Source organism: Pseudomonas sp. MWU13-2100, from assembly GCF_023242365.1.
Taxonomy (GTDB): domain Bacteria; phylum Pseudomonadota; class Gammaproteobacteria; order Pseudomonadales; family Pseudomonadaceae; genus Aquipseudomonas.
Genome location: NZ_JALLIX010000065.1, coordinates 1 through 23,643, shown reverse-complemented (window position 1 = coordinate 23,643; position 23,643 = coordinate 1). Strand labels below are relative to the sequence as shown.

Annotated in this window: 20 protein-coding genes, 1 tRNA gene and 1 pseudogene; 5 read left to right on the top strand and 17 right to left on the bottom strand. The window is 57.7% G+C overall.

All coding sequences use genetic code 11. The annotated features are described in order from the left end of the window. From M5B99_RS28320 to M5B99_RS28290, 7 genes and pseudogenes are all read right to left on the bottom strand, one after another. Positions 1 to 415: pseudogene (locus tag M5B99_RS28320) on the bottom strand (hypothetical protein); the annotation flags it as partial. 944 nt (positions 416 to 1,359) lie between these two features. Further along, complete coding sequence (locus M5B99_RS28315; RefSeq protein ID WP_248807243.1) at positions 1,360 to 4,506, bottom strand: AAA family ATPase; 3,147 nt, start codon at positions 4,504 to 4,506, stop codon at positions 1,360 to 1,362. Between the two features lie 190 nt (positions 4,507 to 4,696). Next, positions 4,697 to 4,972: a hypothetical protein gene (locus M5B99_RS28310; protein ID WP_248807241.1), complete on the bottom strand. Its 276-nt coding sequence runs from the start codon at positions 4,970 to 4,972 to the stop codon at positions 4,697 to 4,699. Then, positions 4,969 to 5,949 carry an integrase domain-containing protein gene (locus M5B99_RS28305; RefSeq protein ID WP_248807239.1) on the bottom strand — a complete coding sequence of 327 codons (981 nt, stop codon included), beginning with the start codon at positions 5,947 to 5,949 and terminating at the stop codon, positions 4,969 to 4,971. Before M5B99_RS28305 ends, M5B99_RS28310 begins: the two co-directional genes overlap by 4 nt. Before the next feature lie 905 nt (positions 5,950 to 6,854). After that, the gene (locus M5B99_RS28300) at positions 6,855 to 8,183 is read right to left on the bottom strand and encodes a tyrosine-type recombinase/integrase (RefSeq protein WP_248807231.1); all 1,329 of its coding nucleotides are present in this window, start codon (positions 8,181 to 8,183) and stop codon (positions 6,855 to 6,857) included. Between the two features lie 164 nt (positions 8,184 to 8,347). Then, positions 8,348 to 8,423, bottom strand: a tRNA-Thr gene (locus M5B99_RS28295). 92 nt (positions 8,424 to 8,515) lie between these two features. Then, positions 8,516 to 9,946 carry a PLP-dependent aminotransferase family protein gene (locus tag M5B99_RS28290; protein WP_248807229.1) on the bottom strand — a complete coding sequence of 477 codons (1,431 nt, stop codon included), beginning with the start codon at positions 9,944 to 9,946 and terminating at the stop codon, positions 8,516 to 8,518. A gap of 166 nt (positions 9,947 to 10,112) precedes the next feature. On the opposite strand from M5B99_RS28290, the gene M5B99_RS28285 reads away from it, so the two are divergent. The 3 genes from M5B99_RS28285 to M5B99_RS28275 are packed head-to-tail and all read left to right on the top strand — an operon-like array spanning position 10,113 to position 11,684. Then, positions 10,113 to 10,589: a carboxymuconolactone decarboxylase family protein gene (locus M5B99_RS28285; protein WP_248807227.1), complete on the top strand. Its 477-nt coding sequence runs from the start codon at positions 10,113 to 10,115 to the stop codon at positions 10,587 to 10,589. Next, positions 10,579 to 11,031 (top strand): GNAT family N-acetyltransferase, encoded by a 453-nt coding sequence (locus M5B99_RS28280; RefSeq protein ID WP_248807225.1) that lies wholly within the window; start codon positions 10,579 to 10,581, stop codon positions 11,029 to 11,031. The genes M5B99_RS28285 and M5B99_RS28280 overlap by 11 nt, the downstream gene beginning before the upstream one ends. Continuing rightward, positions 11,028 to 11,684 carry an FMN-dependent NADH-azoreductase gene (locus M5B99_RS28275; protein ID WP_248807223.1) on the top strand — a complete coding sequence of 219 codons (657 nt, stop codon included), beginning with the start codon at positions 11,028 to 11,030 and terminating at the stop codon, positions 11,682 to 11,684. The genes M5B99_RS28280 and M5B99_RS28275 overlap by 4 nt, the downstream gene beginning before the upstream one ends. Before the next feature lie 301 nt (positions 11,685 to 11,985). Here the strand turns inward: M5B99_RS28275 and M5B99_RS28270 are convergent, their stop codons facing one another. The 5 genes from M5B99_RS28270 to M5B99_RS28250 all read right to left on the bottom strand — a co-directional run bounded on the left by M5B99_RS28270 (position 11,986) and on the right by M5B99_RS28250 (position 16,384). After that, complete coding sequence (locus M5B99_RS28270; RefSeq protein WP_248807221.1) at positions 11,986 to 13,197, bottom strand: methyltransferase; 1,212 nt, start codon at positions 13,195 to 13,197, stop codon at positions 11,986 to 11,988. Between the two features lie 196 nt (positions 13,198 to 13,393). Next, positions 13,394 to 14,083, bottom strand: coding sequence for an ABC transporter permease (locus M5B99_RS28265; protein WP_218226012.1), 690 nt, complete (start codon positions 14,081 to 14,083; stop codon positions 13,394 to 13,396). After that, positions 14,083 to 14,775 (bottom strand): ABC transporter permease, encoded by a 693-nt coding sequence (locus M5B99_RS28260; RefSeq protein ID WP_248807219.1) that lies wholly within the window; start codon positions 14,773 to 14,775, stop codon positions 14,083 to 14,085. Before M5B99_RS28260 ends, M5B99_RS28265 begins: the two co-directional genes overlap by 1 nt. Before the next feature lie 66 nt (positions 14,776 to 14,841). After that, the gene (locus tag M5B99_RS28255) at positions 14,842 to 15,597 is read right to left on the bottom strand and encodes an ABC transporter substrate-binding protein (protein WP_248807217.1); all 756 of its coding nucleotides are present in this window, start codon (positions 15,595 to 15,597) and stop codon (positions 14,842 to 14,844) included. Between the two features lie 13 nt (positions 15,598 to 15,610). Beyond that, positions 15,611 to 16,384: an ABC transporter ATP-binding protein gene (locus M5B99_RS28250; protein WP_100943963.1), complete on the bottom strand. Its 774-nt coding sequence runs from the start codon at positions 16,382 to 16,384 to the stop codon at positions 15,611 to 15,613. 527 nt (positions 16,385 to 16,911) lie between these two features. On the opposite strand from M5B99_RS28250, the gene gabP reads away from it, so the two are divergent. Beyond that, on the top strand, positions 16,912 to 18,303 hold the full coding sequence (gabP, locus tag M5B99_RS28245) for a GABA permease (RefSeq protein WP_248807215.1): 1,392 nt from the start codon (positions 16,912 to 16,914) through the stop codon (positions 18,301 to 18,303). Between the two features lie 13 nt (positions 18,304 to 18,316). Here gabP and M5B99_RS28240 read toward each other — a convergent pair whose 3' ends face one another. Together M5B99_RS28240 and M5B99_RS28235 are read right to left on the bottom strand one after the other, a co-directional pair. After that, on the bottom strand, positions 18,317 to 18,724 hold the full coding sequence (locus M5B99_RS28240) for a hypothetical protein (RefSeq protein ID WP_100944060.1): 408 nt from the start codon (positions 18,722 to 18,724) through the stop codon (positions 18,317 to 18,319). A gap of 36 nt (positions 18,725 to 18,760) precedes the next feature. Further along, entirely contained in the window at positions 18,761 to 19,654 is an 894-nt protein-coding gene (locus tag M5B99_RS28235) for an alpha/beta fold hydrolase (RefSeq protein ID WP_248807245.1), read from the bottom strand. A 219-nt stretch (positions 19,655 to 19,873) separates the two neighbouring features. Between M5B99_RS28235 and M5B99_RS28230 the strand changes: the two genes are divergently transcribed. Then, entirely contained in the window at positions 19,874 to 21,304 is a 1,431-nt protein-coding gene (locus M5B99_RS28230; RefSeq protein ID WP_248807207.1) for a PLP-dependent aminotransferase family protein, read from the top strand. A 10-nt stretch (positions 21,305 to 21,314) separates the two neighbouring features. On the opposite strand, the gene M5B99_RS28225 is transcribed toward M5B99_RS28230, so the two are convergent. From M5B99_RS28225 to M5B99_RS28215, 3 genes are read right to left on the bottom strand one after another with little or no spacing between them, the layout of a single operon-like run. After that, positions 21,315 to 21,686, bottom strand: coding sequence for a hypothetical protein (locus tag M5B99_RS28225; protein ID WP_248807205.1), 372 nt, complete (start codon positions 21,684 to 21,686; stop codon positions 21,315 to 21,317). Between the two features lie 13 nt (positions 21,687 to 21,699). Further along, positions 21,700 to 22,479: a class I SAM-dependent methyltransferase gene (locus M5B99_RS28220; RefSeq protein ID WP_248807201.1), complete on the bottom strand. Its 780-nt coding sequence runs from the start codon at positions 22,477 to 22,479 to the stop codon at positions 21,700 to 21,702. Between the two features lie 50 nt (positions 22,480 to 22,529). After that, positions 22,530 to 23,429 (bottom strand): DMT family transporter, encoded by a 900-nt coding sequence (locus tag M5B99_RS28215; RefSeq protein WP_248807195.1) that lies wholly within the window; start codon positions 23,427 to 23,429, stop codon positions 22,530 to 22,532. Positions 23,430 to 23,643 lie beyond the last annotated feature (214 nt).

The following is a 23,643-nucleotide window of genomic DNA, read 5'->3' as shown; positions in this document are numbered from 1 at the left end:
GTACACGCATCAACTGTGGCTCCCATATCCTGCTGTCATGCCTGCTGGTGAACGTCTTTTCCCAAAAGACGAATTTGAGCTCGGCGATGACTTGTCCTGTCGTCTTTACTTTGTTCCGTACTGCTTGCAGGTCACCCAAGGCGTTATAGCCAGGGCTGAGTTGGCGCGGGAGGCTGCGCTCGAAGCCGAGGTTCCATGGCCATCTGGCGCCGTGAGTTGCCTCGAACGCATCCGCTACGGCGTTGCGCACGACCACCTCGCAGATATGCAGGGGAGGTAGCAATGCTCCGCAAATCTGCGCATTCCAGGCGTACAACGCCAAAGCCGCGTCGGCGTCGGGCGCTATGGCTTCATAGGTCGCCATGCGAGCGGGTGACAAGGCGCATCTGACAATATCGGCAATCTGCGTTGACATGACAGGCTTCGATCCTTATAGTTTTTTCACGAGCCACGGGAAACGCGGGCGCAAGCCTCCCCCCGAGGACATATGAAACAACGAAGAAACCTGCCTTTTTGGTGGGTTTTTTCGTTTCTGAAGAAGCAATATTTCGGGCTCGCATTTTTCGTCTGTCATTTGGGCTGCCCCATGAACAGCGCCCTGCGCGAATCAAGGCTGTCGGCTGTGTAGAGCGGCATGATAGATAGCTGAAAAGGAGGGTCAACGCAGGGATTGTGGAAAGATGTTTCGTGAGGGCGGTGTCAGGAGGGAGTGGTCAAGAGCACTTATTACGTCGTTTGTTACGTTCAGCAGATAAACAAAAGCCCCGCATCGCTGCGAGGCCTTGTTTTGTATGGTGCCGGCACCAGACGAACGGTATGTTTCGGGGCGGCTAGGTTTTTCGGGCATCTGGAGTTCGCTGGAAATTTCGGCGTACCCCATCTAGTAACTATAAATAAATCAGCTAGTTATGGCGTTCAGTGGAGTCGAACCCGGAATTCATAGCTTATCAGCACTCTTTACCAGCATTCGGCAACCTCCGATCGCGGAATTTGGCCGTGCGTTTTGCAGGTCGCTAAGGGGATTGATGGGCGTTGCATATGGCGTGCGGTCCTGCTGCTATGAGCAGCGGGTGCTGCTGAGCCGGAGGAGAAATCGGGCCGAGTACCTAGCGTGTACCTTCCGTGACAGGATCTTCAATCGCCTCAAAGTCCTTTTGCCGAGGATGTCTCAGTCTCTATCTGATCACTGGCGCATTAGGTTAATAAGTCTTGATGCTCGCTGCAATTTTTACGGCTGGGTTTGAAATACCTCAGGCGCCAAGTCTTGGCGCCGTTGAAACACTATGCATTACTGAAAGTAATAATTCCTTAGCCTACATTAAAAACCACATTGTTAGCAACGCATCCATAAATATGCCTCTAGTTTCTTTTGAAAAGCGGGGTCCATTTTGGATCGTTCGCACTACCCCAAATAATAGGTAGCGAATTATTTGGACAATTATCCTTAAATACAATTAGCAGTTGGCCATCATGGTATCCGAGAGGATGCCTATTGTTTATTCTGGCACCATATTTTCTCGCCATTGAAAGAGCTTTGGTAATTTCATGGTCTTCAAAAATTTTCGACTCAGCTGTGAATGCCTTATGTCCGCCGTCAATAACATCGCATACCCTGAGTACAATTTTGAATGGAAAGTTGCTATTGTCAATGTGGTTTTGACAGTTCTCAATTCCATCGCCTGTTCCGCAAATTACGCCCACAACTACCAGTATTTCTCTTTCGCCCAGAATCTCACCAAGGTCGAGGTTTAATTGATCTAAGTGACCAATCACGGTACCCCCAGATGCGACCATGTCATCGATAAATACTAGGGCCTTAATATTTTCATCGCCCAGAATACTTTTTTGCAACTCGTTGTAGGCTTTTATGCTATGAGCGGTAATGCCGTTCTCCGTTGCATACATTCTAATGTATGTCGGCCCGCTCTTGGATAAGGCGCCAAATGCGCTGACCAAAATATCCTTACGAACGCGCTCACCCGCTTTGACAGTGTGTACGACCTCACGCCTAACGATGTCATGGACGATTTTCAGTTTTTCTCTAATCTTAGATTCACCATAGAAATCCAAATTCAAAAGTAATTTAAATGCCATGCGGCGCTCAATGTTATTTTCAAATTGATCCAGCCATGCGCGGATATGTGACGGGCTAATTTTAGCTCCTCGATAATGCTCCCACTTGTCGCTAAGCGTGATGATTTCACTTTCAGATATATACGCCGCACTTTCTTTCGCATTAAATGCAGTCTGAGCATCTTCATCCGCGAATGAAGCTCTCAGGTTATACACGCCTTTTTCCGTAAGCCATCGTTCGAAAAGCCTTGGCTTTATCCTTAGCAGGCCTTCCTCCTCGACGATAATATTGCGGCTTATAAAACTTTCAAGTATCTCTTTTGATGGAATTCCAGAAAGAGATAAGTCGCTAACGATAGAGGTTTTTTCTACTGAATTATTTTCGCGTAATTTATCAGCAAATGCTATTAACAGTCTTCGTCGCTGGGTTTCTATAGTGTCTCTGCGCTCAGTGTCCTCAACTCTTATTCCATCACTCCAGAAGTGATTTAAGTTAATAGCCTCCATGTTAACGATTGTATCGTGAATCGCGTCCTCCATTTCGTCAACCGATATGAAAGAGCAGCGTCGGTCGCACATTTTTTTGTAAAGGGTCTTGGCGACGAATTTTGTATAAAAGGGGTTGCCCTCTGTCACTTCATAAAGCTTGAGAATAGCTTCATCGCTGTACTCCAATACCCCTCGGACAGGGGCGGTTACAAGTTCCTTAAAGTCTTCCCAGTATTCGGATTTGTTAAAGTAGCCGACATTTGATGCGTCAAATTTGTTAAGTTTGTCCGTGCTTTGCATAATCACGCTCATGTTCTCCCCACCAACAAGTATCAAGGAGACGCGGCCCTCACCACTTTCACCACTTAAACTTCTTAAGTTATGAAAAAAAGAATTACCTTCTTCTGTATATGGATACAGTTGTGATGGAATTTCGTCAAATTCGTCTAGGATGATTATTATTCGAGCATCTTTGTTTGCTGTCACTATGTCTTCGATGTATGAGACTAGAGGGTATAGAGAAGATGCAAATGCACTGTCATCAATTTCAACCGAAAACACCCGTCTTAGGTTCTTAGTTATTTTTTTGCCAAGAGTGTTGATGAAATTGCTTGGAGATGTCTTGTCCAGGCTACCAGTCTCGATAAAAACAGTAGCGTGATTATCTTTTCCTTCAAATTTATGCTGAATGGTTCGTGCGAGTGATGTCTTGCCAACTCTTTTTTGGCCATAAATAATTGACGACTCACCTTTTCGTAGGGATAGCTTTGATGAAATATTCTCAAGAAGGTCTTTGCGTCCTACTAGATCTGCTTCGCTATCTACCGACTCTAGGCTATAAGGCTGTTGTCTTTTTATTTCATCCCAGTTTAAAGTTCCGTTTTGAGGGACAACGTCAATTTCAAAGTCCACCTCAATTCGTTTTCCTTTATAATCAGCCCATGACAATATGCCTAAGATTTTTGGGATTTTTGTACCTCCGACTACGGAGTGCGTTTTTATTATAAATTCGTGGCGACCAGCATCTACAGTGCCTAGAGAAAGCTCATCACTTTCGACTTCTAGACCAACATCTGATTCTAGTATGTTAATTGTGGTGTCAAAAGCGACTCCAGGACCAGAGTTATAAAGGTAGACTTTAATTGGAAAGGATTCACCAACTGCATGAAGAGGATACTTTCGCTCAGATGCTTTCAGAGAAAGAACTACGGGCTTTTGCAATCCGCTATGATTAAAATCAATTTGAGCCGTCATAAAGGCAGACTCTAGAATGTTTTCAATCATGGTGGCAACATAAATATTTGATCCGTGCCTTTGTATGTCAATAATGTAGCTACGATATATCTCTTCAAGTCTTGTGAAAGCGGAAAGGGCATTAACCCGGTCAGCTTGTGAATATTGCTCTATAGCATTAAAAAATTCGTTTATACGCTCTTTAGATACTAGCGACTGATCGTATATCTGACTTTCAGAAAATATTGTCGTGAGCGGACTGCTAATAAGTTTTATGTAGCCTCTGCGAGCATTTATAGCGGTCTCCATGCTCACAATAGATACTTTTATTTTATCGAACTCACCAATTGTATTCGCGTGAATAGTCTGAAGCCCTGCAAATATCTCGTGGCTGCTATTTTTTTCATCTATTTTTAATATCTTATATATCTGATTGCATAAGACATCATTAAAAATGGTAATGACTTTGTGTCTTGTGGAGTTGTCATCCCATAGTAATTTAGAGTTACCGCTAAGTACTCGAAGTAGGTAAGAGGCTACATGCTTCTTTGTAGTGTTATTGTTGTTTTGGTCAAGAAAAGAAACTTGAGGGGTGGCTGGATTTAATTCAAGAAAAATGCAGATCGTTTTGAATAGCGAGTGTAGAGTTTCGACGTTCGAATTATCATCAAGTGCTATAAATCGTTCTTCAATACCATTTTCTTGTTTCATTCGAACTCCCTGTTGAAATTTCTCGAAATGAGCGTTGATAGCCATATGCCATGAATTATTATGATCGTTAAAGCATATTGAGGCAATGGTTCCGCGCTCTGCGAAAAGCGCTAATGGCTAAGCAAGGCTCACCCGCTCTAATTTGCAATTGATTTCACAGACACAGCCTAGACCTATTGCTGACATGTGCTTAAGGTTTGAACTGCCAGGATTTTCCTAAGCGAAGAGTGAGCAAATGCATGGTCAGCAGATAGTAATAGCGCGTCGATTCGGCGCGTTGGTTCACTTGCTGATTTAGGAACCACACGAGATGTTTTCGTTGCCAGGTCCATGGATTATCTCGGCGCCAGCGATCAGAGATCGTCGCTTGAATGACCCTCGCTTGGCGAAGATGACGCTTGCGCGTGGTATACGACCCGGTCAGGACGCCAGCCAGGAACAATTCCATATCGAATCCCTTGCTCATGCTCGGCTACCGATGTAAGCCGAGACCACTTCGATACGACCGTGCCCCAGTTCGTAGCTGATTTTTACTCTGGCCTCGCGATCAAGGTGTCGATCGATTTGGTAGCAACTGCCACCGTTGATAGGGGCGAGATGATGGGTGATTTGCTCATAGCGTTTGCACGCATAGGCTGCCCGCAATTCGTGGAAACCTTTGAGGTTGTGCTTATGGAGGATCTCCCGTGCGGGGCGAACGATTCGCTGTTGGAAATCGAGGTATCTTTCGTCCGGTGCAAGCAGGTTGCGGCTACCGTCGGGAGATACCTGTTCGGCGTACCTGAGCGCTTCGCGAATATGGTCATCCACCGTGATCCAACGAGGCGCGGTTGCGCCGCCGCGTCCACCTTTGGTGCCGTCCTGGATGTTGATCTTGCCGAATTGCTTGGCTTCTCGTTTTAGACGGGGAAGGTCGGCCAAAATCGCCTCGCGCAAGCGCATGCCGGTGGCTCGTGCTAACTGAGCGATGGCCGCAGCGCGCGGCTGCTGGTGTTCGCAAAGCACCTCTACGATCCGCCTCACCTGTTCGCGGTCTTGGCCTTGCGGCGCTGAACGACGAATACTGGTGCGCCGCATTCCCAGCGCCTTGCTCGGGCTCGGCACTTTCACATACTGATCACCGCGAAGCGCGGCCATGGTCCGATTCACACTGGACAACCGGTTTTGCGCAGTGGCGATGGCCAGCTCACCTTGTTCAACTTGTTGGCGCAGATGTCCGGCGTAGTCCAGCAAGATCTGGCGATCTATCTGCCGTGCATCGTTGAGTCCAGGTCCATCGTCTGAGCGGCACCAGTGTACGAATGCCTGCCAACGATCACTGTGCGCTTTGACGGTCCCGTAATGCCCGCAGCCAAACAGATCGCGCAACGCCTGTGGCCCGGCATAACTCAGTTGCCGACCATAGCCAAAATTACGTCCATTCCTTCTACTGACCAATCCCATGACCAAACTCCTCTCGAAGCCAAACTTGTAAAACCTTCCCCACGTCATCCCGCCAAGAATGTTGAGTGTTATCAGGGATCAAGGCCCCTGCGACCAGTGAGGGTTGTCCACTAACGCGGGACTGACGGCTCTTTACGACCGGGAGCTTGGGCATCTCATGATCTGGCCTCCTGAGCACTTCCGAAGAAGTGGGCGGGTGGAGGCTGCACTGGCTGACGAGGCCAGCGCCGCGAGATCCTGAGTTAGGTGAAGGCAGTGATGCGATGACCGGGGCGTGTCTGACTGTCAGTCAGGTGCAGTCCATTCCCTGGGCTGCGGCACCATCATCTGCATCGCTGTTGCTGGTGACTTCGGTGTTTGTCACGCCGATTGTCACGAGGGGAAATGCCGCAATGCCTTGTACGAGTTGGGCTGCAGCAGCGGTAGGGGCGCCCGTCTCTTTCCGGAAGAAAGAGACGGGCGCAGGTTGGCGCAAGGAAATGGCCAAGCGGATAGGTTGCTGCAGGGCAGCTATGAAAGGGAATGAGTTGCCGCAGTGGGCACACTGGTAAAAGTAGGCATCCATCACATCGCTGTGACCGTGCGAGCCGCCGGACGCTAATCGCACTTTGGGAGAACCACCACTGTGTGGCGTAGCCTCAAAGGTTCGGGCTACCTGGGATTGCTGTCAACGACAGCGCTTTGCCCGATCTTTTCTACGCCTGTGGATAATTTGGGTCAAGGCTCGAATTGGCGGGAATTCTGTGGCTGTGGATGAAATTATCCACCGGTGGAAATCATTGGTTTTCCACAGACAGTTGCGTGGGCTTTAGATTTTTTAAGTGAGGTCCATCCAAGCAGGGCGGCTTTGCAGCCCCGCTTGGATGGACCCGCGTGGAAGGGCGGACAACGGTGATCTCGCAGGCTTACCCACGTTTGGATGCGCCACGGCTATTTTGTAGAGTCGTGATGTTGTCGCCGACTGGGTGAGCGAATTCGTGGGGTGTCACATGCCCATGGCGGTTGGCGTCGATGTAGTTGCTCCACCACGCCATGATCAGCCTGCGCTGCTCCAGAAATTCAGCTTTGTGGATATACGCGGCGCGCACGCGGTTGCGTTCCTTGTGGCTCATTTGTCTTTCGATGGCTGCGTCGGTCCATAACCCGGACTCCAGCAGTGCGCTACAGGCCATGGTCCTGAAGCCGTGGCCGCACACGTCCTTGCTCGTGTCATAGCCGGCGTTGCGGAGCATGGTGTTCACCGTGTTCTCGGACATGGGCTTCCAGTATTTGTGGTCGCCCGGTAGCACCAACTCTGAAAAGCGACTAAGGCTGCGCAGGCGCTCCAGTATTTCGATGACCTGCGGCGACAGCGGGACCATTTGAATGTCGCCGTTCATCTTGGTCCCTCGTGTGGAGTTGCGTACCCCTTCAATCGGTGCGCGTGTATCGGGGATTTCCCACATGGCGCGTTGGAGGTCGAACTCACTCCATCGCGCGAAGCGCAGTTCGCTGGAGCGGACGAATACATGCAGCGTGAGTAGGACGGCAAGGCGTGTCAGCTCGCGGCCGTTGTAGTTGTCGATACGGTGTAGCAGTTCGGGTAGGCGGTTGAGGGATAGGGCCGGGCGATGGACTGTGCGCGGCGCGTGAATCGATCCTGCCAGATCCAGTGCAGGATTCATGGTGATCTGCCGAGCCCTTTTGGCCCCGCGCATGATGGTGGATAAGTAGTTCTGTACCCTTAACGCCACATCCATGGTGCCGCGTTCCTTGATGCGCTGGGTGATCTCTAGCAGGTCGTGGGTATCGAGTTCAGCGATAGGTCGTTGGCCGATCAGTGGGAAGACGTGGGTGCGCAGTCGGCTCATTACGGTTTTTGCGTGGCCTTCGGTCCAGCGGCGGGACATATCAGCGTGCCACTCCAGGGCGACGGTTTCGAAAAGCAGTGCCGCCTGCTGGGCTACGATCTTGGCCTTCTTCTTTTCTTCCATTGGGTCGAGGTTGTCGAGCAGCAACGCCTTGGCTTCGTCTCGCTTACGCCGTGCGACGGAAAGGGTAACTATGGGGTAATTGCCGATGATGAGCGTCCCTTCCTTGCCGTTGGGCTTGGTGTACTTTAAGCGCCAGGTCTTCACGCCATTGGGTTTGACGAATAGGTACATGCCGCCGCCGTCGAACAGTTTGTAGGCGCGTTCGCGGGTTTTGGCCGTGCGGCATTGCAGGTCGCTGAGGGGGATCGCTAGACGTGGCATAGGGGTACGCGCTCCTGACCGGGAAATCGCAGTACCCCTAACATACCCTCGGGGAAGGGGGATTTTGTTGGATCCCGACAGAGGGTCCTGGAACGAAAAAACCCGCCAAAGGGCGGGTTTTCGGGGCTTCCAGAGCATTCGGTGGAATGCAATGGAGCCTAATGTGGTGCCGGCACCAGGAGTCGAACCCGGGACCTACTGATTACAAGTCAGTTGCTCTACCAACTGAGCTATACCGGCGTGTTAGGGCGACGATTATAGCGATTGGCGAGGTTCTGTAAACCCCTGATATTTGACTATTTTTGCGAAGACGGCTTTCTTGCGATCCGCCGCTACCGACAACCTTGGGCCTTGTCCTGATCCGTCGCCCGTGCCGCCGCGATCACCGCCAGCAACCGGCCCGCTATTTCAGCCGCCTGCTCGGCCGACGCCACGTTGGTAAAACTCATCAACAACCCACCTTCCTCTCCGCCCAGCAGTTGCCAGCGCGACAACGGCTCAATCGACAATCCCGCCACCCGCGCCTGCTCGGCTATCCGGAAATCCGGCACCCCAATCAACAGCCGCACCAGCAGATTGATCCCTCCAGCTTGCGGGTCGACCTTCAATATCCCGCCGCCCAGCTCTTCCAGCGCCTTGACCAGCAACGCCCGACGCACGCTGTACAGCTGACGCATCTTCTTCAAATGCCGAGTGAAGTGCCCCTGGCTCAGAAAGTCGCTGACCGTCGCCTGCAGCAGTTCCGGGCAGCGATTGCGCCACAGCCGGGCAACCTGTTCAAAGCGCTCGACCTGTTCCCGGGGCACCACCAGATACGCCAGGCGCAATCCCGGAAACAGCATCTTGCTGAAGGTCCCGGCGTACAGCACGCGGTCATGCACATCCTGGCTCTTCAGTGCAGGCAACGGCCGGCCTCTATAACGAAACTCGCTGTCATAGTCGTCTTCCAATACCCAGCTCGACTGCCCCCGCGCCCAATCGAGCAGTTCCCGCCGCCGCTCCGGGCTCAAGGCCACGCCCAACGGGCTCTGATGGGCCGGGCTGACCACCGCCAACCGCGCCGTCGGACTCAGACGAATACCGTGCTCCACCCGCAAACCATCGGCATCCACTGGCACCGGTATCAGCTCTACGCCACGATTGAGCAGGATCTGCCGCGCATGCACATAACCCGGGTCCTCGAACCAGCAATCCTGACCCGTCATTTCCAGGCTTTCGCAGACCAGTTCGAGCACGGCGTTGTAACCGGTGCAGATAAACACCTGGTCCGGCGTGCACTGCACCCCCCGATACAACCCCAGGTACGTGGCAATGGCCGAGCGCAGCGGCGCGTAGCCTCTCGGATCGCTGAAGCCCAGGCCGGCGATATCGGTTTGCCGGGCGCGCTGGGTGATCAGCCGGCTCCAGAGTTTTCGCGGGAACGCATCCAGCGCCGGCAGCCCCATTTGCAGGGGCAACGGTTGATCCTGTTCGCTCGACGCGGCGCTTGCCGTTGGCGGACTGGGAGTCGCCGTCACCGGCAGATCAAGGGCAATGACGGTCCCGGCCTGCCCCCGCGCCGTCAGGTAGCCCTCGCTGATCAGCAGCTCATAAGCCGTTTCGACCGTGCCCCGCGCCAGATTGAGTTCAGCCGCCAGGGCACGCACCGAAGGCACGCGGTCACCGGGCCGCAATTGGCCGTCGTCGATGGCGCTGCGAATACGGCGATAGACCACCAGGTATTTGGGCAACCCCGGTTCAGTGGCGGCTTTGGCAATGGGCATGGCGTTTTCCGTGGTCATGCAGAACCGCCGCAGTTTAACCCCATGGCTGGGCGGATCAGCAGCGCTCATGTCCCAAACGGCTTGCTCGATCTTGGCCCTGTTGGCCGATGCCAACGCGCCGCAGACTGCCGGCCATGATTCCACCGACCTCAAATGGGAGCCATCCATGACTCAACGTCTCAATTATCTCGACGCCGCGCCCCTGGGCTACAAAGCGCTGTTTGGCGTTAAAAGCTATTTGCAAAGCTGCGGGCTCGAAGCGCATTTGATCGATCTTGTGTACCTGCGGGTTTCGCAGATCAATGGCTGCGCCTTCTGCATCAGTCAGCATTCCCGCGACCTGATCAAACTCGGCGTGAGCCTCGACAAGGTCCTGCTGGTGCCGGTCTGGCGCGAAGGCGGGGCATTATTCGATCGCCGTGAACGCGCCGCCCTGGCTTGGGCCGAAAGCGTGACCCGGGTACACGAAACCGAGGTGCCCGACGAGGACTTCCAGGCCGTGTCCGCCGTGTTCGGCGAAAAGGAAGTGGCCGACCTGACCCTGGCGGTCGCCCTGATGAACGCTCTAAACCGCGTCGGCGTCAGTTTTCGCCTGGTGCCGGCCAGTGTGCGTCAGCAGGAGGAAATCTCCCATGGCCAATGATCTCGAATACGCACTGGTCGAAAGCCCAGCCCAGTGCCGTGAGTGTTTTGCCGTGATGCAGGAGCTGCGCCCGCATCTGTCCGATGTGGAGTCCTTCGTCGAGCAGGTCTTGCGTCAGGGCGAGCAGGGCTTTCGCCTGCTGGCGCTGCGCGAGCATGGGCAGGTGATCGGCCTGGCCGGCTTTCGGGTGACGGAGAACACCCTGTATGGGCGCTTCGTCTATGTCGATGACCTGGTGGTGACGGCTTCGCAACAGCGTCGCGAGCTGGGCGCCGGGCTGCTGGAGGAAGTGCGTCGTCATGCGCGGGCCTTGGGTTATCGCTATCTGGTGCTGGATACCGGGATGCATATGCCTTTGGCGCAACGCTTCTATTTCCGCCAGGGATTGTTGGCCAAGGGCATGCACTTTTCCCAGGACCTGAATCCGGGGCCGACGCTATGAGCCGCGCCTTGTTGTTGAACTTCAGCCCCCATGGCACGGCGGCCCGGGTTTATCGCCTGGCGGCCGATGTGTTGGGCAACTGGGCCGGCGTCAGTACGGTCATGCATCGTCAGTTGGGCGGCGAACCGCTGCCCGCCTTGAGCAGCGACTACGCGACGGCCGTGACCTCGGTCGCCGGTATGGAGAACGTGGCTATCCATGCCTCCGAGCGGCAGATCGTCGAGCTTGAGACCAGCGATCTGCTGGTGCTGTGCACGCCGCTGCACAATTTCACGCTGCCCGCCGCGATGAAGCTGTGGATCGATCATGTGGTGCGCATTCAGCGCAGCTTCGGGGTGAACAGTGCGGGGGAGAAATTTGGCCTTCTCAAGGATCGCCCGACCTTCGTGCTGGTCAGTTCCGGAGGCTTTATCCAAGGCGAACGGGCGCGTCAGCCGGACTTTCTCACGCCTTATTTAAAGGCAATTCTTGGTTCCATTGGTATTCATCAGCTGACGTTTATCTATCTGGAAGGCTCGGTGCGTGGTAGTGAGGCGGTTGAGCAAGGGTTGGCGGTCGCTCGGGAGGCGTTGCTGAAGGGGCTTCAGGTTGAGACGAGAACCGGTAGGAGCCAGTTTGCTGGCGATGAGGCCAGTGAGTCTTGCTTCGCCTGATCGGACGCAATCGCCGGCAAGCCGGCTCCTACAGGGGATGTGGCGTTTTCAGGATGTGAAAAAAGGCGCGTTATATCGGTTGACTAAAAGGCTTATGCACAAGTGACCGATAGTGGGTGCGCTGGCAGTGCAATTTTGTGGACGCGTTCTCATCACGCCGCAACTATCTGTTTTTCCGGTGCTTTATTCTGTGAGCAAAAAATGATCAGTCAGCTTTTGGCTCTGTAGGCGTTGTTTTCAGGGTGTCTGCGGGAAAAGCATCAACAGACTTATCCACAGGCTGTGTTGCGCGCCAGGGTGGTTAATGGCGCTCTGCCAGTAGCATAAGATTGCGCGGCGTCAACGGGCTTTCGCAAAATAACCCCAGGCGCACAGCATAGCCTTGCTCCTCGAGGAACAGTGCGCGGTCGAGCACCAGCCAGAGTTCCAGCGGGCGGCGGAACAAGCCGCGGAGCAGTTCCAGGTTGCGCACTTGTGCCAGTCGTTGCCAGCCCGCGGCTTCCAATTCCAACCAATTCCGCTCGCCGACTGTGGATAACTCCTTGAGTGCGGCCAGGTCGCGGCAGTAGTCGGCGAAAGGTTTATCGAGCCAGGCGCTGGGCAGCGGAGGGGTGGGCAGGTAGTCGTCGGTTTGTCGCAGGCGGCGTTGCAGCAGGTCGAAGGCCAGGCGTCGGGCCATGGAGCTGTCGCGTTGGCGCCGCACCCGGGCACCGGCGGTGACGGTTTCGCTCAGGGGCAGGGCGAGGTCGTCCAGGGATAGATGCAGGGGCGAGGCCTGGGCGGCGGCGGATATAGGCTGGTAGTTCGTGGCGTTGATGCGGTTGTAGCAGCAGGGGGCGATCGCCAGTTGCCGGCAGCCGGCGTGGCTGGCCAGTTGCATCAGGCGTACGTGGAGGTCGCCGCAGGCGTGGAGGGCGACCGGGGTGTGTTCGGCGCTCAGATGGGCGGCGGCATCCGGGGCGAGGACGTCTTGTTGCAGGTGCTGGGCCGGCAGATGGTGGTGCTGGCTGAGCTGCTGGCCGCTGGCGATCAGGGCCGGGTCGTATTCCAGGCAGGTCAGCTGTTGGCCGGGTTGCAGCAGGCGGCGGCCAAGGTGGCCTTTGCCGGAACACCAGTCGAGCCAGTGGCTTGGCGCTTGGGTGAAGTCGAGGCGGGCGGCGAAGGCTTCGATCTGTTGCCATTTACGCCCTGGGACATCGACGTTCAGGCGGTGGTTGGCCGGGGGCAGTGCGCTGTCGGGGAGGGTTCCGACGGTCGCCAATGCCGCGGACTCGGCCGCCAGCGCGGGGAAGGGCGCGGGGGCCGAGAGGTGTTCCGGGTGGTTGTGGCTGGCCTCGGCGTCGTCGAGGCTGCGTTGGCGTAGCCAGGTGGCGAGTTCCGGGTGTTGGCTTTCCCACGGCAGATGAAGGTGGGTGAATGGGCGTGGGCGCCACAGGTGTTGGTGTGCCGAGAGGTATGCGTCCAGGGCCTTGAAGCGGGTTTTGAGGGCGGGGCCTTGGAGGATTGGGGGCATGCTGCGGGTTCCGGGGTGGCTGGGCTGGCGTCTTCGCGGGCAAGCTCCGCTCCCACAATGTATTCGCGTCGTACTTGAGTCTTGAACACGACTGAAAACCCTGTGGGAGCGGAGCTTGCCCGCGAAGAGGCCCTTGAGGCCAGCAAAAATTTCATGGCTGGGCGCAGGAGATTTCAAGTCCCCTGTGCCAACCCAGTCACCGCCCCTGGCAGGCATCCACCCGCATCCAGCGCTCCACCTGCTTGAACGCTTGCACCAGCAGGAACGAGATCACCAGGTAGAACACCCCCGCGGTGAAGAACATATCCACCGTCAGGTAGTTGCGCGCAATGATGGTCCGGGTCATGCCGGTCAGTTCCAGCAGGGTCACGGTACTCGCCAGCGAGCTGGCCTTGAGCATCAGGATCACTTCGTTGCTATAGGCCGGCAGGCCGATCCGCGCCGCGCGCGGCAGGATGATGTAGACCATCGCCTTGGCCCGCGACATCCCCAGCGCCCGCGCCGCCTCGATCTCGCCCGGCGGGATGGCCTGGATCGCCCCCCGCAGGATTTCCGCGATATACGCGGTGGTGTGCAAGGTCATGGTCGCCGTCGCGCACCAGAACGGATTGCGCAGATAAGGCCACATGAAGCTGTCACGTATCGCGTCGAACTGCGCCAGGCCGTAATACACCAGGAACAGTTGCACCAGCAGCGGCGTCCCGCGGAAAAAGAAGATATAGGCGTAGGGCAGGGAGCGCACATACCAGAGCTTCGAAGCCCGGGCGATGCCCAGCGGCACCGCCAGGATCAACCCCAGCACCACGGCGATGCCCACCAGTTCCAGGGTCAGCACCGCGCCCTGGAAAAACTTCGGCAGCCATTTGAAGATGACTTCCCATTCCATTATGTGGTCCTCACAAAACCGCGAGCGGCACGTTTTTCCAGGAAATGCATGCCGGTCATGGCCAGGACGGTCAGGCCCAGGTACATAAAGGCCGCCACCAGGTAGAAGGTGAACGGCAGCTTGCTGAACAGCACGGCGTTCTGCGCCTGGCGCATGATTTCTTCCAGGCTGATCACCGAGACCAGCGCGGTGTCCTTCATCAGGATCATGAACAGGTTGCCCAGGCCCGGCAGGGCGATGCGCCACATCTGCGGCATGATCAGCCGGGCGAAGATCCGCACCTTGGACATGCCCAGTGCCACCCCCGCTTCCCGATGGCCCTTGGGAATCGCCAGGATCGCCCCGCGAAACACTTCCGTGGCGTAGGCGCCAAAGCACAGGCCCAGGGCGATCACCCCAGCGGCGAACGGGTTCAAGGCCAGTTCGGGGTTACCGAACGCCTCGCCCAGTGCGCTCATCAAATTGACGCTGCCGTAATACATCAACAGCACCCAGAGCAGTTCCGGCACGCCACGAACCAGGGTCGAATAGGCGCCCCCCAGCCATTGCAGCGGTTTGTATGGTGAGGTCTTGGCCAAGGCGCCGAGCAGCCCGAGCAGCAGTCCCAGGCAGAGGGCGCAGAGCGCAAGCTTGACGGTCATCAGCGCGCCGGCGGCGAGCGCCGGGCCGAATCCATAGAGGTCGATATTCATGGGCAGAGGCAGGCTTTACCAGGGACAGCCGACACCTTGCGTTGAGGTGCCGGCCATCGGGGCAGGTCAGAGGATGCTGAACGGGAAGTACTTGTCGTTGATCTTCTTGTAAGTACCGTCGGCGATGATTTCTTTCAGCGCGGCGTTCAGCCTCTCACGCAGGGCGTCGTCCTTCTTGCGCACGGCGATGCCGATCTTGTCGCTCTCTTCCACCGGGTTGCCCTTGAACTCGTAAGGCTTGCCGGCTTCGCTCTTCAGCCATTCGTAGTTGACGTATTTGTCCGCCAGGATGGCGTCCAGGCGCCCGGCCTGCAGGTCGAGGTAGGCGTTTTCCTGGGTGTCGTAGAGCTTGATGGTGACGTCGTCGCCCAGATGGTCATCCAGCCAGCTGCCGGCCAGGGTCGCGCGTTGCGCGCCGATGATCTTGCCCTTGAGCGAGGCCTTGTCGGTCTTGAACTCGGCGTCTTTCTTCGCCGCGATGAATTGCAGCTTGTTGGAGTAGTACGGGTCGGTGAAGTCGACCGCCTGCTTGCGCTCTTCGGTGATCGACATCGAGGAGATCAGGAAGTCGAACTTCTTGGTCTGCAGGGCCGGAATGATCCCGTCCCAGTCGGAGGTCACCACCGTGCACTCGACCTTCATCCTGGCGCACAGGGCGTCGCCGATGTCCTTGTCGAAGCCCACGACCTGGCCGCTGGCATCCTTGTTGTTGAACGGTGGGTAGGCGGCCTCGATGCCCATTTTCAGGGTTTCGGCAAAGGCACTGGCGCTGAAGGCCATGGAGACGGCAGCGGCCAGGAGGAATTTTTTGTAGGTCTGCATGCGGGTTGCTCCGTTAGCGGTTGCTGGACATGAATTGTTTGCAGCGCGCCGACAGCGGGTTGTCGAACACCTGCTGCGGGGTTCCTTGTTCTTCCACCAGGCCCTGGTGCAGGAACACCACTTCACTGGAGACCTGGCGGGCAAAGCCCATTTCGTGGGTGACCAGCAGCATGGTGCGGCCTTCTTCGGCCAGGGCGCGGATCACGTTGAGGACTTCCTGGACCATTTCCGGGTCGAGGGCCGAGGTCGGCTCGTCGAACAGGATGACCTTGGGCTGCATGGCCAGGGTCCGGGCGATGGCCGCGCGCTGTTGCTGGCCGCCGGACAGTTGCGACGGGTAGGCATGGCGCTTGTCGGCGATGCCGACCTTGGCCAGCAGCGCTTCGGCCACTTCGATGGCCTCGGCCTTGCTCTGCCCGAGCACCCGCCGTGGCGCCTCGATGATGTTGTCGAGGATGCTCATGTGCGGCCAGAGGTTGAAGTTCTGGAACACAAAGCCGATTTCGCTGCGCAGGCGGTTGATCTGTTTGCCGTCGGCGGCCACCAGCTCGCCGTTTTTCGCGGCCTTGAGCTTGAGTTCCTCGCCATTGACCAGGATCTGCCCCTGGTGCGGGTTCTCCAGCAGGTTGATGCAACGCAGGAAGGTCGACTTGCCGGAACCGGAGGAGCCCAGGATCGAGATCACATCACCGTCGCGGGCGGTCAGCGAGATGCCTTTCAGTACCTCCAGCTCACCGTAGCGTTTGTGCAAGTTGCGGATTTCAAGCGCGGGCGTGGCCTCAGCCATGTGCGGTCCTCATGGTGTTCTGTCGTGCTCCTGCTATTGGCGGCCTTCCTGGCGAGCGCCAAGCTAGCATAGGGAAAAGCCGCTACAGGACGGATGGGTGACAGGTTGTCGCATCGGCACAGCAGTCTGTCGCCCCGGCAACAACCGAACGCCTGTTTGATCCGTCGTCCTGACTCGGCAGTCGCTTAAAAAAAGGCGCGATGGTGCCAGCTTTGGCCAGGGCTGGGAAGGGTAAACCCGCTGAGCGGGCATAGGTGCGCCCTGAAATGGGGCGTTACTTTATTTTATGAGTGTTTCTGGTGCGATAGCGCGCTGGAAATCTGTGTGCCTCGGTAACGCTTTGGCAAATAGCCATTAATCTCAAGGGGTTACGTTTTCACGCTGACAGGGCTTCCAGGCCACGGAAACTGGGGCGATGTAATATTTTGGCGCAATTTTTGCGTAAAAAATAAAATACGCCCCCGTTGGATTCATTTGACACACATTCCAATGTGTAGGGCGCGCTCTTCATTGCAAAGGTAATCTCAATGAGTAGTACGCATAATTCCAATAATCTGGAGCAAGGGCTCAAGTCGCGGCATGTGACCATGCTGTCGATTGCCGGGGTGATCGGCGCCGGGTTGTTTGTCGGTTCCGGGCACGCGATCGCCGAAGCCGGCCCCGCTGTACTGATGGCCTACGCCGCCGCCGGGGCCCTGGTGGTGCTGGTGATGCGCATGCTCGCCGAAATGGCCGTGGCTTCGCCGGATACCGGCTCCTTTTCGACCTACGCCGACCGTGCCATCGGGCACTGGGCCGGTTTCACCATCGGCTGGCTGTACTGGTGGTTCTGGGTGCTGGTGATCCCGTTGGAGGCCAACGCCGCGGCAACCATTCTGCATGCCTGGTTCCCCAGTGTGGCGATCTGGGCCTTTACCCTGATCATTACCTTGCTGCTGACTGCGACCAACCTGTTCAGCGTGAAGAACTACGGCGAGTTCGAGTTCTGGTTCGCGCTGATCAAAGTGATCGCGATCATCGCCTTTATCGTGCTGGGTGTGCTGGCGATCTTTGGCTTGCTGCCGACCAGCCAGGTCAGCGGTGTGTCGCATCTGGTGGACACCGTGGGCTTCTTGCCCAATGGCATGGGCGCGGTATTGGCCGCGATGCTGACCACCATGTTCTCGTTCATGGGCACGGAAATCGTCACCATTGCCGCGGCCGAATCGAAAGATCCGGGCAAGCAGATCTCCAAGGCCACCAACTCGGTGATCTGGCGGATCGGCCTGTTCTACCTGGTGTCGATCTTTATCGTGGTCGCGCTGGTGCCGTGGAATGACCCGAGCCTGGCGGCGGTCGGTTCCTATCAGGTGGTGCTGGATCGCATGGGCATTCCGAATGCCAAGCTGATCGTTGACCTGGTGGTCTTGGTGGCAGTGACCAGTTGCCTGAACTCGGCGCTGTATACCGCTTCGCGGATGCTCTTTTCCCTCGGCAAGCGCGGCGATGCGCCGGCCGTGTCCAAGCGCACCAATGACAGCGGCACGCCTTACTGGGCGGTGATGCTGTCGACGGCGGCGGCCTTCCTGGCGGTGTTCGCCAACTATGTCGCGCCGGCGGCGGTGTTCGAGTTCCTGTTGGCCAGCTCCGGTGCCATTGCGTTGTTGGTGTACCTGGTGATCGCGGTGTCGCAGCTGCGCATGCGCCGTCAGCGCATGGCCAAGGGCGAGAAGATCGCCTTCAAGATGTGGCTGTTCCCCGGGCTGACCTGGGCGGTGATTGTGTTCATCGTCGCGGTGTTGGCGGTGATGTTGTGCCAGGAAGCCCATCGCGTCGAGATCCTCGCCACGGGCTTGCTCAGTGTGCTGGTGGTGGCTGCCGGCTTGCTGGTGGCGCGCCGTCGCCGGCTCGAGAAAGCCGGGCGGGTGGTGTTGAACTGAGGCGTTGTGGCGGCTAGCCGGCGGCTTTCTGTAGCGCCTGCGAGGCCGCCACATAATCGGCCTGGAAGGCCGGGCTCTCGATCCAGGCCAGGGCCGCTTCTTCAGTGGCTTCGGTGGACCACTGGCGGTATTCGATCAGTGCCGAAAGGATAAAGTCCGTCGCTTCTTCCTCGCCTTCCTGCTCCAGTACCAGTTCCAGCAGCGGGTCCTCCAGGAACACGCTGCACATGGCCAACTGGCTGCCGTGCTCGGCGTCGCGCATTCTCTTGAACAGATCCGTCAGGTCGACCGACGCGAAATCGATCCGGTCGTCGTCCACCGGCAGCGTCTCGGCTGGCTCGCTGGCGCGGCGGGTGCGGTTCTGCTTGGCCTTGGCTTTCGCCCGTTGCGCGCGTTTGTCTTGCTTGTTCTGGGATGCCATGGGCTCGGGTGCTTTCACAAAGAGGTAAGCGAGCAATTATCCTCCGTGAGCCGCCGCAATTCCAATCTTCCCCGGCGTTCCCGCCCGTAGTTCACCGTTCTCCAGCCAGTGCAGCGCAATCGGCCAGAGCTTTTGCTGGTACTGACTGCGGAAAAAAGCGAAATGCCCCACCTCTGATTCATCGATATCTTCCGGCGCAATACGCAGGTGAGTACGAGCACTGGCGCTGAAGTACGCCAGCAGCCGTTCGATGGCGGCCACGGTCCCGAACGGGTCGTCGGTCAGGCTGACTGCAAGGATTTGCGCCTTGACCCGGGAAAACGGCAATGCCGCCAGCTTGCTTGCACTGGGGCGCTTTTCGTAGCGGGTGGTCGGCGTGCTCCAGTCCCGTACCACTCCGGCGGGGGTGTCTTCCAGCCAGCCGAGGCGCTTGCCGGGGAAATAGCCGTAGAGGCCGGTCAGCAGCGGCATGATCAGGTGCCACTTGCCGAACATCTTCCAGCGGCTGGCAGGCGCATAGTCGCGCCAGTAGGCGAATTGCGCGCCGACCGTGACCACCCGGCGAATCAACGGGCCCGAGGCCGCCAGCCCGACCGCGCAACCGCCGAAGCTGTGGGCGACCACATCGATGGGCTGGCCGGGATGCTCGCGCGTCGCCCGTTGCAGCATGGCCTCGAAATCCAGCGCGCCCCAGTCGGTCCAGGAGGCCTTGAGCCCGCGCAGCGTGGCCGGGCGCGATTCGCCGATGCCGCGATAATCGTAGGTGATGACATCCATGCCATTGGCAAACAGGTAGTCGGCAAAGCGCGAGTAATGGCGGCAGCGCACCGAGGTCGCGGCGTTGATGATCACCACGGGGCGTGTCCTGCCCGCGTCGTCGTGACGCCAGGCGAAACCGCCCAGTGCGAAGCCGTCGCCGGCCCGTTCCATGAAGGGCTCGGCGCACGCGGCGCCAGGCGAGCGACAGGGCTGAGGGTAGATCGAACTCACTGGACAGCTCCTGGCATGAAAGGTGTCTGGTCCTTGGGCGGTATCAGTGCCCCGATACAGTGCTTGCAGCTGGACAAATCGATACCTGATACTGCCCTTGCTTTCGGTTCCATCGAGACGCTCACCTTCAGGCAGCGGCTGTTTCAGCAAGGGAATGCCATGTTTCAGATAGACCGCAACAGCAAGACGCTGCTGGTGGACCAGATCAGAAACGCCATCATTGCCCGTATTGAATCCTTTCAGTGGGTCCAGGGCGGGCGGCTACCTTCTGTCCGGGCGCTGGCCAAACAACTGGGCGTCAGTGTCTTCACGGTGAGCAGTGCCTATGAAGACCTGGTGGCGCAGCAGATCATCGAGTCGCGTCCGGGGGCGGGCTATTTCATCCTGGCCTGCCATTTGGTCGGTGCGCTCAAGGACACGGACACATTGGTGCCACCGTCCAGTGAGCACTCGAGTTTTCTCTTTCGTGCACTGGATCCGACGCAATACGAGATCCCCGTGAGTTCCGGCTACTTGCCGCCGGCCTGGCTCGCCGATGCGGTCCCGGCGTCGGTGACCGGCCGGTTGATTCGTAACACACTTTCCTGCAGCACTCCAGCGCCGGCGGCTGGCAGCCGGGACCTGCGTGCAGTGCTGGCGCGCAAGCTGCGCGAGGTCCATATCAACGCCTCCAGCAGCCAGGTCGTGGTCACCATGGGCGCCACCCATGCCTTTTCACTGCTGCGCAGTATTCTCTTGAGCCCCGGGGATTACCTGTTGGTCGAGGATCCCAGTTACCTGTTGCTGCAACTGAAGCTGATCAAGGAGCGCGATTTCAAGATCATCACGGTGCCACGCCTGGATGACGGTCCGGACCTGGCGGCGATGGAGGCGATGCTGATCAAGTATCGCCCGAAACTGTTCCTGACCCAGACGCTGGTGCACAACCCCACCGGCGGCAGTACGTCTCCGGAAAAGGGCTTCAGGCTGCTGTCGCTGGCCCGCCAGTATGATTTTCACATCATCGAAGATGATATTTTCGGTGCGCTTTCGTCCCGGCAGACGCTCCGGCTCGCCAGCCTGGACGGCTGCGACAGGACTTTCTATATCAGCGGTTTCAGCAAGGTCCTGAGCCCGGCGCTGCGTCTGGGCTACGTGGTGTCGCCGATGGCCTTCGTCGAGCGGCTGGTGGAACGGAAAATGTACGACTTGCTCTGCGGGTCGGCGATTGACGAAACCATTGTGACCTACACGCTGGAGTCCGGTCGTTATCAGCATCACCTGGATGCGCTGGGCCAGCGGGTCATGCAGGAGCGCTCAAAGGCGCGGGAGTGGTTGGGGGCTGTCGGTGTGGTATTCGACGAGCACGGCGCCGATGGCCTGTTTCTCTGGGGGCGTTTGCCCGAGCATGTGAATATCCCGAACCTGGTCGAACAGGCCCAGCACGCCGGCATATTGCTGGCGCCGGGTTCCTTGTTCAGCAATACCGGCGAGTATGATCAGCATATTCGTTTCAATGTCAGTCACTGCAATCATCCCGGATTCAAACGCTTTCTCCAGGCGCATATCGGTCTTGCCGCATCGCGGCTGCCCATCGGGCACGATGCCTGAACGCGCGGGCTCAGGCGTTTGTCGTGCTGCGCAGTATCTGGCCGCCGGCGGCTTCGATCATCGAACTGAGCTTTTCATATTGGGCTTCGGGGATGAAGGCGCCCAGGAAGACTGAGCCGAGGCTGCGCTGCCAGAGTTTGAAGTAGCGTTCCAGGCTCATGACTTCGCTCAGGTTCTGATAGGAGAAGAGCGTACCTTCGAGGATGATGACTTCATCATGGTCTTGCAGATCCTGAATGCACAGCTCGTCATCCACTTCCAAGTCGTTGATGGTCAGCCTGATGTTCTCGATCCAGTAGAGCGGCCTGCCGTCATCGCTCAGCCACACAGTGGGCTCGGCATAAAAGGATTTCAGGGCGGAGCCAGTGGTTTTCGTCGACATGGACAGCTCCCGCTCACTTTTTCTCGGCTCTGAACCGCAGGCATGTGCAGTCCAGCGTCCACTGATTGTTACTGTCCAGGAAATCGGCGGCCAGCTCTTCGCTCACTTCATTCAAAAACGCTTCTTGCGATTCGACCGGCAGCAGCGCCAGGTAACGGCCACCGAACCTCTGCAGCCATTGGCTAATCGAACAATCAAGGGGCACCGGGCGTTCGAACCAATGAATGGAGCTCACATGGAACCCCGCGTTTTCCAGCACCCGCTGATAGGCGCCGGCCGTGGGCAGGTAAAGCTGGTCGGCGACTTCGAAGTCAAGGGATCTGCGCGCCAGTGAATCGCGCAGTGTGCGCCGCAGGATTTTCTGGTGTCCGGCCCCAGCGAATTCGCCGACAAAACGTCCCCCTGGTTTCAGGGCTTCGTAGATCCCGATGGCCACCTGGTCCGAGCGCTGCATCCAGTGCAGTGCGTCATAGCTCAGGACCGCGTCGAACTCCTGGTAGAAGTACAGCTGCTCGGCATTGCCATGGCGTACCTCCAGCCCCCTGGACCGGGCCGCCGCGACCAGCCTGAGGTCGTTGTCGAACCCCACTACCTGATTTCCGCAGCGTTGAAGTTGTTCGCTCAGGTAGCCGTCGCCGCAGCCGACATCGAGGAGCAGTTCGCCGGGCTTGGGGGCAAGCAGTTCAAGGACCTCCCGCGCGGAGGGGTGGGCCAAATGGGCGTCATGCTCATCCCGCAATGCCTCCTTCTGCTGCGATTCACCGCTCTGACAAAAAGATGTCGAAGAAGTCATGCTTGAGATTCCATTCAAGGATGAGGGCGGCTCGGCCACCTGGCGGGGATTCAGGTACGTTTGGACAGCCATACCAAGATGATCACAATAGCGCAGACCAATGGTGTCAGCCAGTTCCAGGACTCACCCATCAGCCAGATCGAGAAACCGAAGGTGAAGAACGGTTGCAGCAGCTGCAGTTGGCTGATGCGCTGGATGCCGCCGAGTGCGAGGGCGCGGTTCCAGGAAAAGAAGCCCAGCAGCGAGTTGACCAGTGCCAGGAACAGCAGAGCGGCGATCCCGCTGCCCGGCAGGCGGGCGATGGTGTGGCTGTCGAAGAGCCAGAGGCTGGCCGGCAGCAGCACCGGCAGGCTGATGACCAGGGTCCAGCACATCACCTGCCAACCCGGCAGTTCCTTGGACAGCGCGCCGCCCTGGGCATAGCCGAAGCCGGCCAGCGCCACGGCACCGAGCAGGGCGAGGTCACCGACGTAGATCTCGGAAACATTCGACTTCAGCACCGTGTACGACATGACCACCAGGAAGCCCAGGCTGGAGATCGCCCAGAACGCCCTGGAGGGCCGGGTGCCGGTGATCAGGGTGCCGAAGATCGCCGTCGACAGCGGCAGCGCGGCCAGGACCACGCCGCCGTGGCTGACGGGTACATACTGCATGCCCAGCGCGGTGAGGATCGGAAAGCCGTAGACGATTCCGGTGGAGGTCAGCAGCATGCGCTTGATCTGCGAGCGGTTGGGAAACCTGGCGCGGCCGATGAGCAAAAAGGGAATGGCGGCGAAGGCTGCGATCACCGAACGGAAGATCCCGACCTGGACGGCGCTCAGATCGCCTGCGAGCATTTTCGCCGCAGGCAGGGTCATGGCAAAGGCCGCGACTGAGATCAGGCCCAGGACGTAGGCTTGCAGGTCTTGACTCTTGGTCTCTGGAAAACTGGCTACGTTGGCTTGCGTCATGCTGACGGCTCCTTTTTTTGGAGGGGCAGGGACCCGGGCGGCCGGGTCTCCGTGGACATGTTCTTCAGGGCGCGCTGGGGTCATTGGCGCTGGCCTTCAACCACAGGTGCAGCTCCGTCTTGAGAAGCTCGCCGTAGTTGTTCCTGAGCAGTACGTTGCGCAGCTCTGTCGGGTAGATCGGCGCGTCGCCATAGATGATGGTCTTGATGCCTTG

Bases quoted from the DNA above. Each gene is read 5' to 3' on its own strand.
- M5B99_RS28235 (WP_248807245.1), bottom strand. From the start codon at position 19,654: ATGGAACGGGCCGGCGACGGCTTCGCACTGGGCGGTTTCGCCTGGCGT.
- M5B99_RS28255 (WP_248807217.1), bottom strand. From the start codon at position 15,597: ATGCAGACCTACAAAAAATTCCTCCTGGCCGCTGCCGTCTCCATGGCC.
- M5B99_RS28225 (WP_248807205.1), bottom strand. From the start codon at position 21,686: ATGTCGACGAAAACCACTGGCTCCGCCCTGAAATCCTTTTATGCCGAG.
- M5B99_RS28220 (WP_248807201.1), bottom strand. From the start codon at position 22,479: ATGACTTCTTCGACATCTTTTTGTCAGAGCGGTGAATCGCAGCAGAAG.
- M5B99_RS28275 (WP_248807223.1), top strand. From the start codon at position 11,028: ATGAGCCGCGCCTTGTTGTTGAACTTCAGCCCCCATGGCACGGCGGCC.
- M5B99_RS28300 (WP_248807231.1), bottom strand. From the start codon at position 8,183: ATGCCACGTCTAGCGATCCCCCTCAGCGACCTGCAATGCCGCACGGCC.
- M5B99_RS28280 (WP_248807225.1), top strand. From the start codon at position 10,579: ATGGCCAATGATCTCGAATACGCACTGGTCGAAAGCCCAGCCCAGTGC.
- M5B99_RS28315 (WP_248807243.1), bottom strand. From the start codon at position 4,506: ATGAAACAAGAAAATGGTATTGAAGAACGATTTATAGCACTTGATGAT.
- gabP (WP_248807215.1), top strand. From the start codon at position 16,912: ATGAGTAGTACGCATAATTCCAATAATCTGGAGCAAGGGCTCAAGTCG.
- M5B99_RS28310 (WP_248807241.1), bottom strand. From the start codon at position 4,972: ATGAGCAAGGGATTCGATATGGAATTGTTCCTGGCTGGCGTCCTGACC.
- M5B99_RS28305 (WP_248807239.1), bottom strand. From the start codon at position 5,949: ATGGGATTGGTCAGTAGAAGGAATGGACGTAATTTTGGCTATGGTCGG.
- M5B99_RS28240 (WP_100944060.1), bottom strand. From the start codon at position 18,724: ATGGCATCCCAGAACAAGCAAGACAAACGCGCGCAACGGGCGAAAGCC.
- M5B99_RS28230 (WP_248807207.1), top strand. From the start codon at position 19,874: ATGTTTCAGATAGACCGCAACAGCAAGACGCTGCTGGTGGACCAGATC.
- M5B99_RS28260 (WP_248807219.1), bottom strand. From the start codon at position 14,775: ATGAATATCGACCTCTATGGATTCGGCCCGGCGCTCGCCGCCGGCGCG.
- M5B99_RS28290 (WP_248807229.1), bottom strand. From the start codon at position 9,946: ATGCCCATTGCCAAAGCCGCCACTGAACCGGGGTTGCCCAAATACCTG.
- M5B99_RS28270 (WP_248807221.1), bottom strand. From the start codon at position 13,197: ATGCCCCCAATCCTCCAAGGCCCCGCCCTCAAAACCCGCTTCAAGGCC.
- M5B99_RS28285 (WP_248807227.1), top strand. From the start codon at position 10,113: ATGACTCAACGTCTCAATTATCTCGACGCCGCGCCCCTGGGCTACAAA.
- M5B99_RS28215 (WP_248807195.1), bottom strand. From the start codon at position 23,429: ATGACGCAAGCCAACGTAGCCAGTTTTCCAGAGACCAAGAGTCAAGAC.
- M5B99_RS28265 (WP_218226012.1), bottom strand. From the start codon at position 14,083: ATGGAATGGGAAGTCATCTTCAAATGGCTGCCGAAGTTTTTCCAGGGC.
- M5B99_RS28250 (WP_100943963.1), bottom strand. From the start codon at position 16,384: ATGGCTGAGGCCACGCCCGCGCTTGAAATCCGCAACTTGCACAAACGC.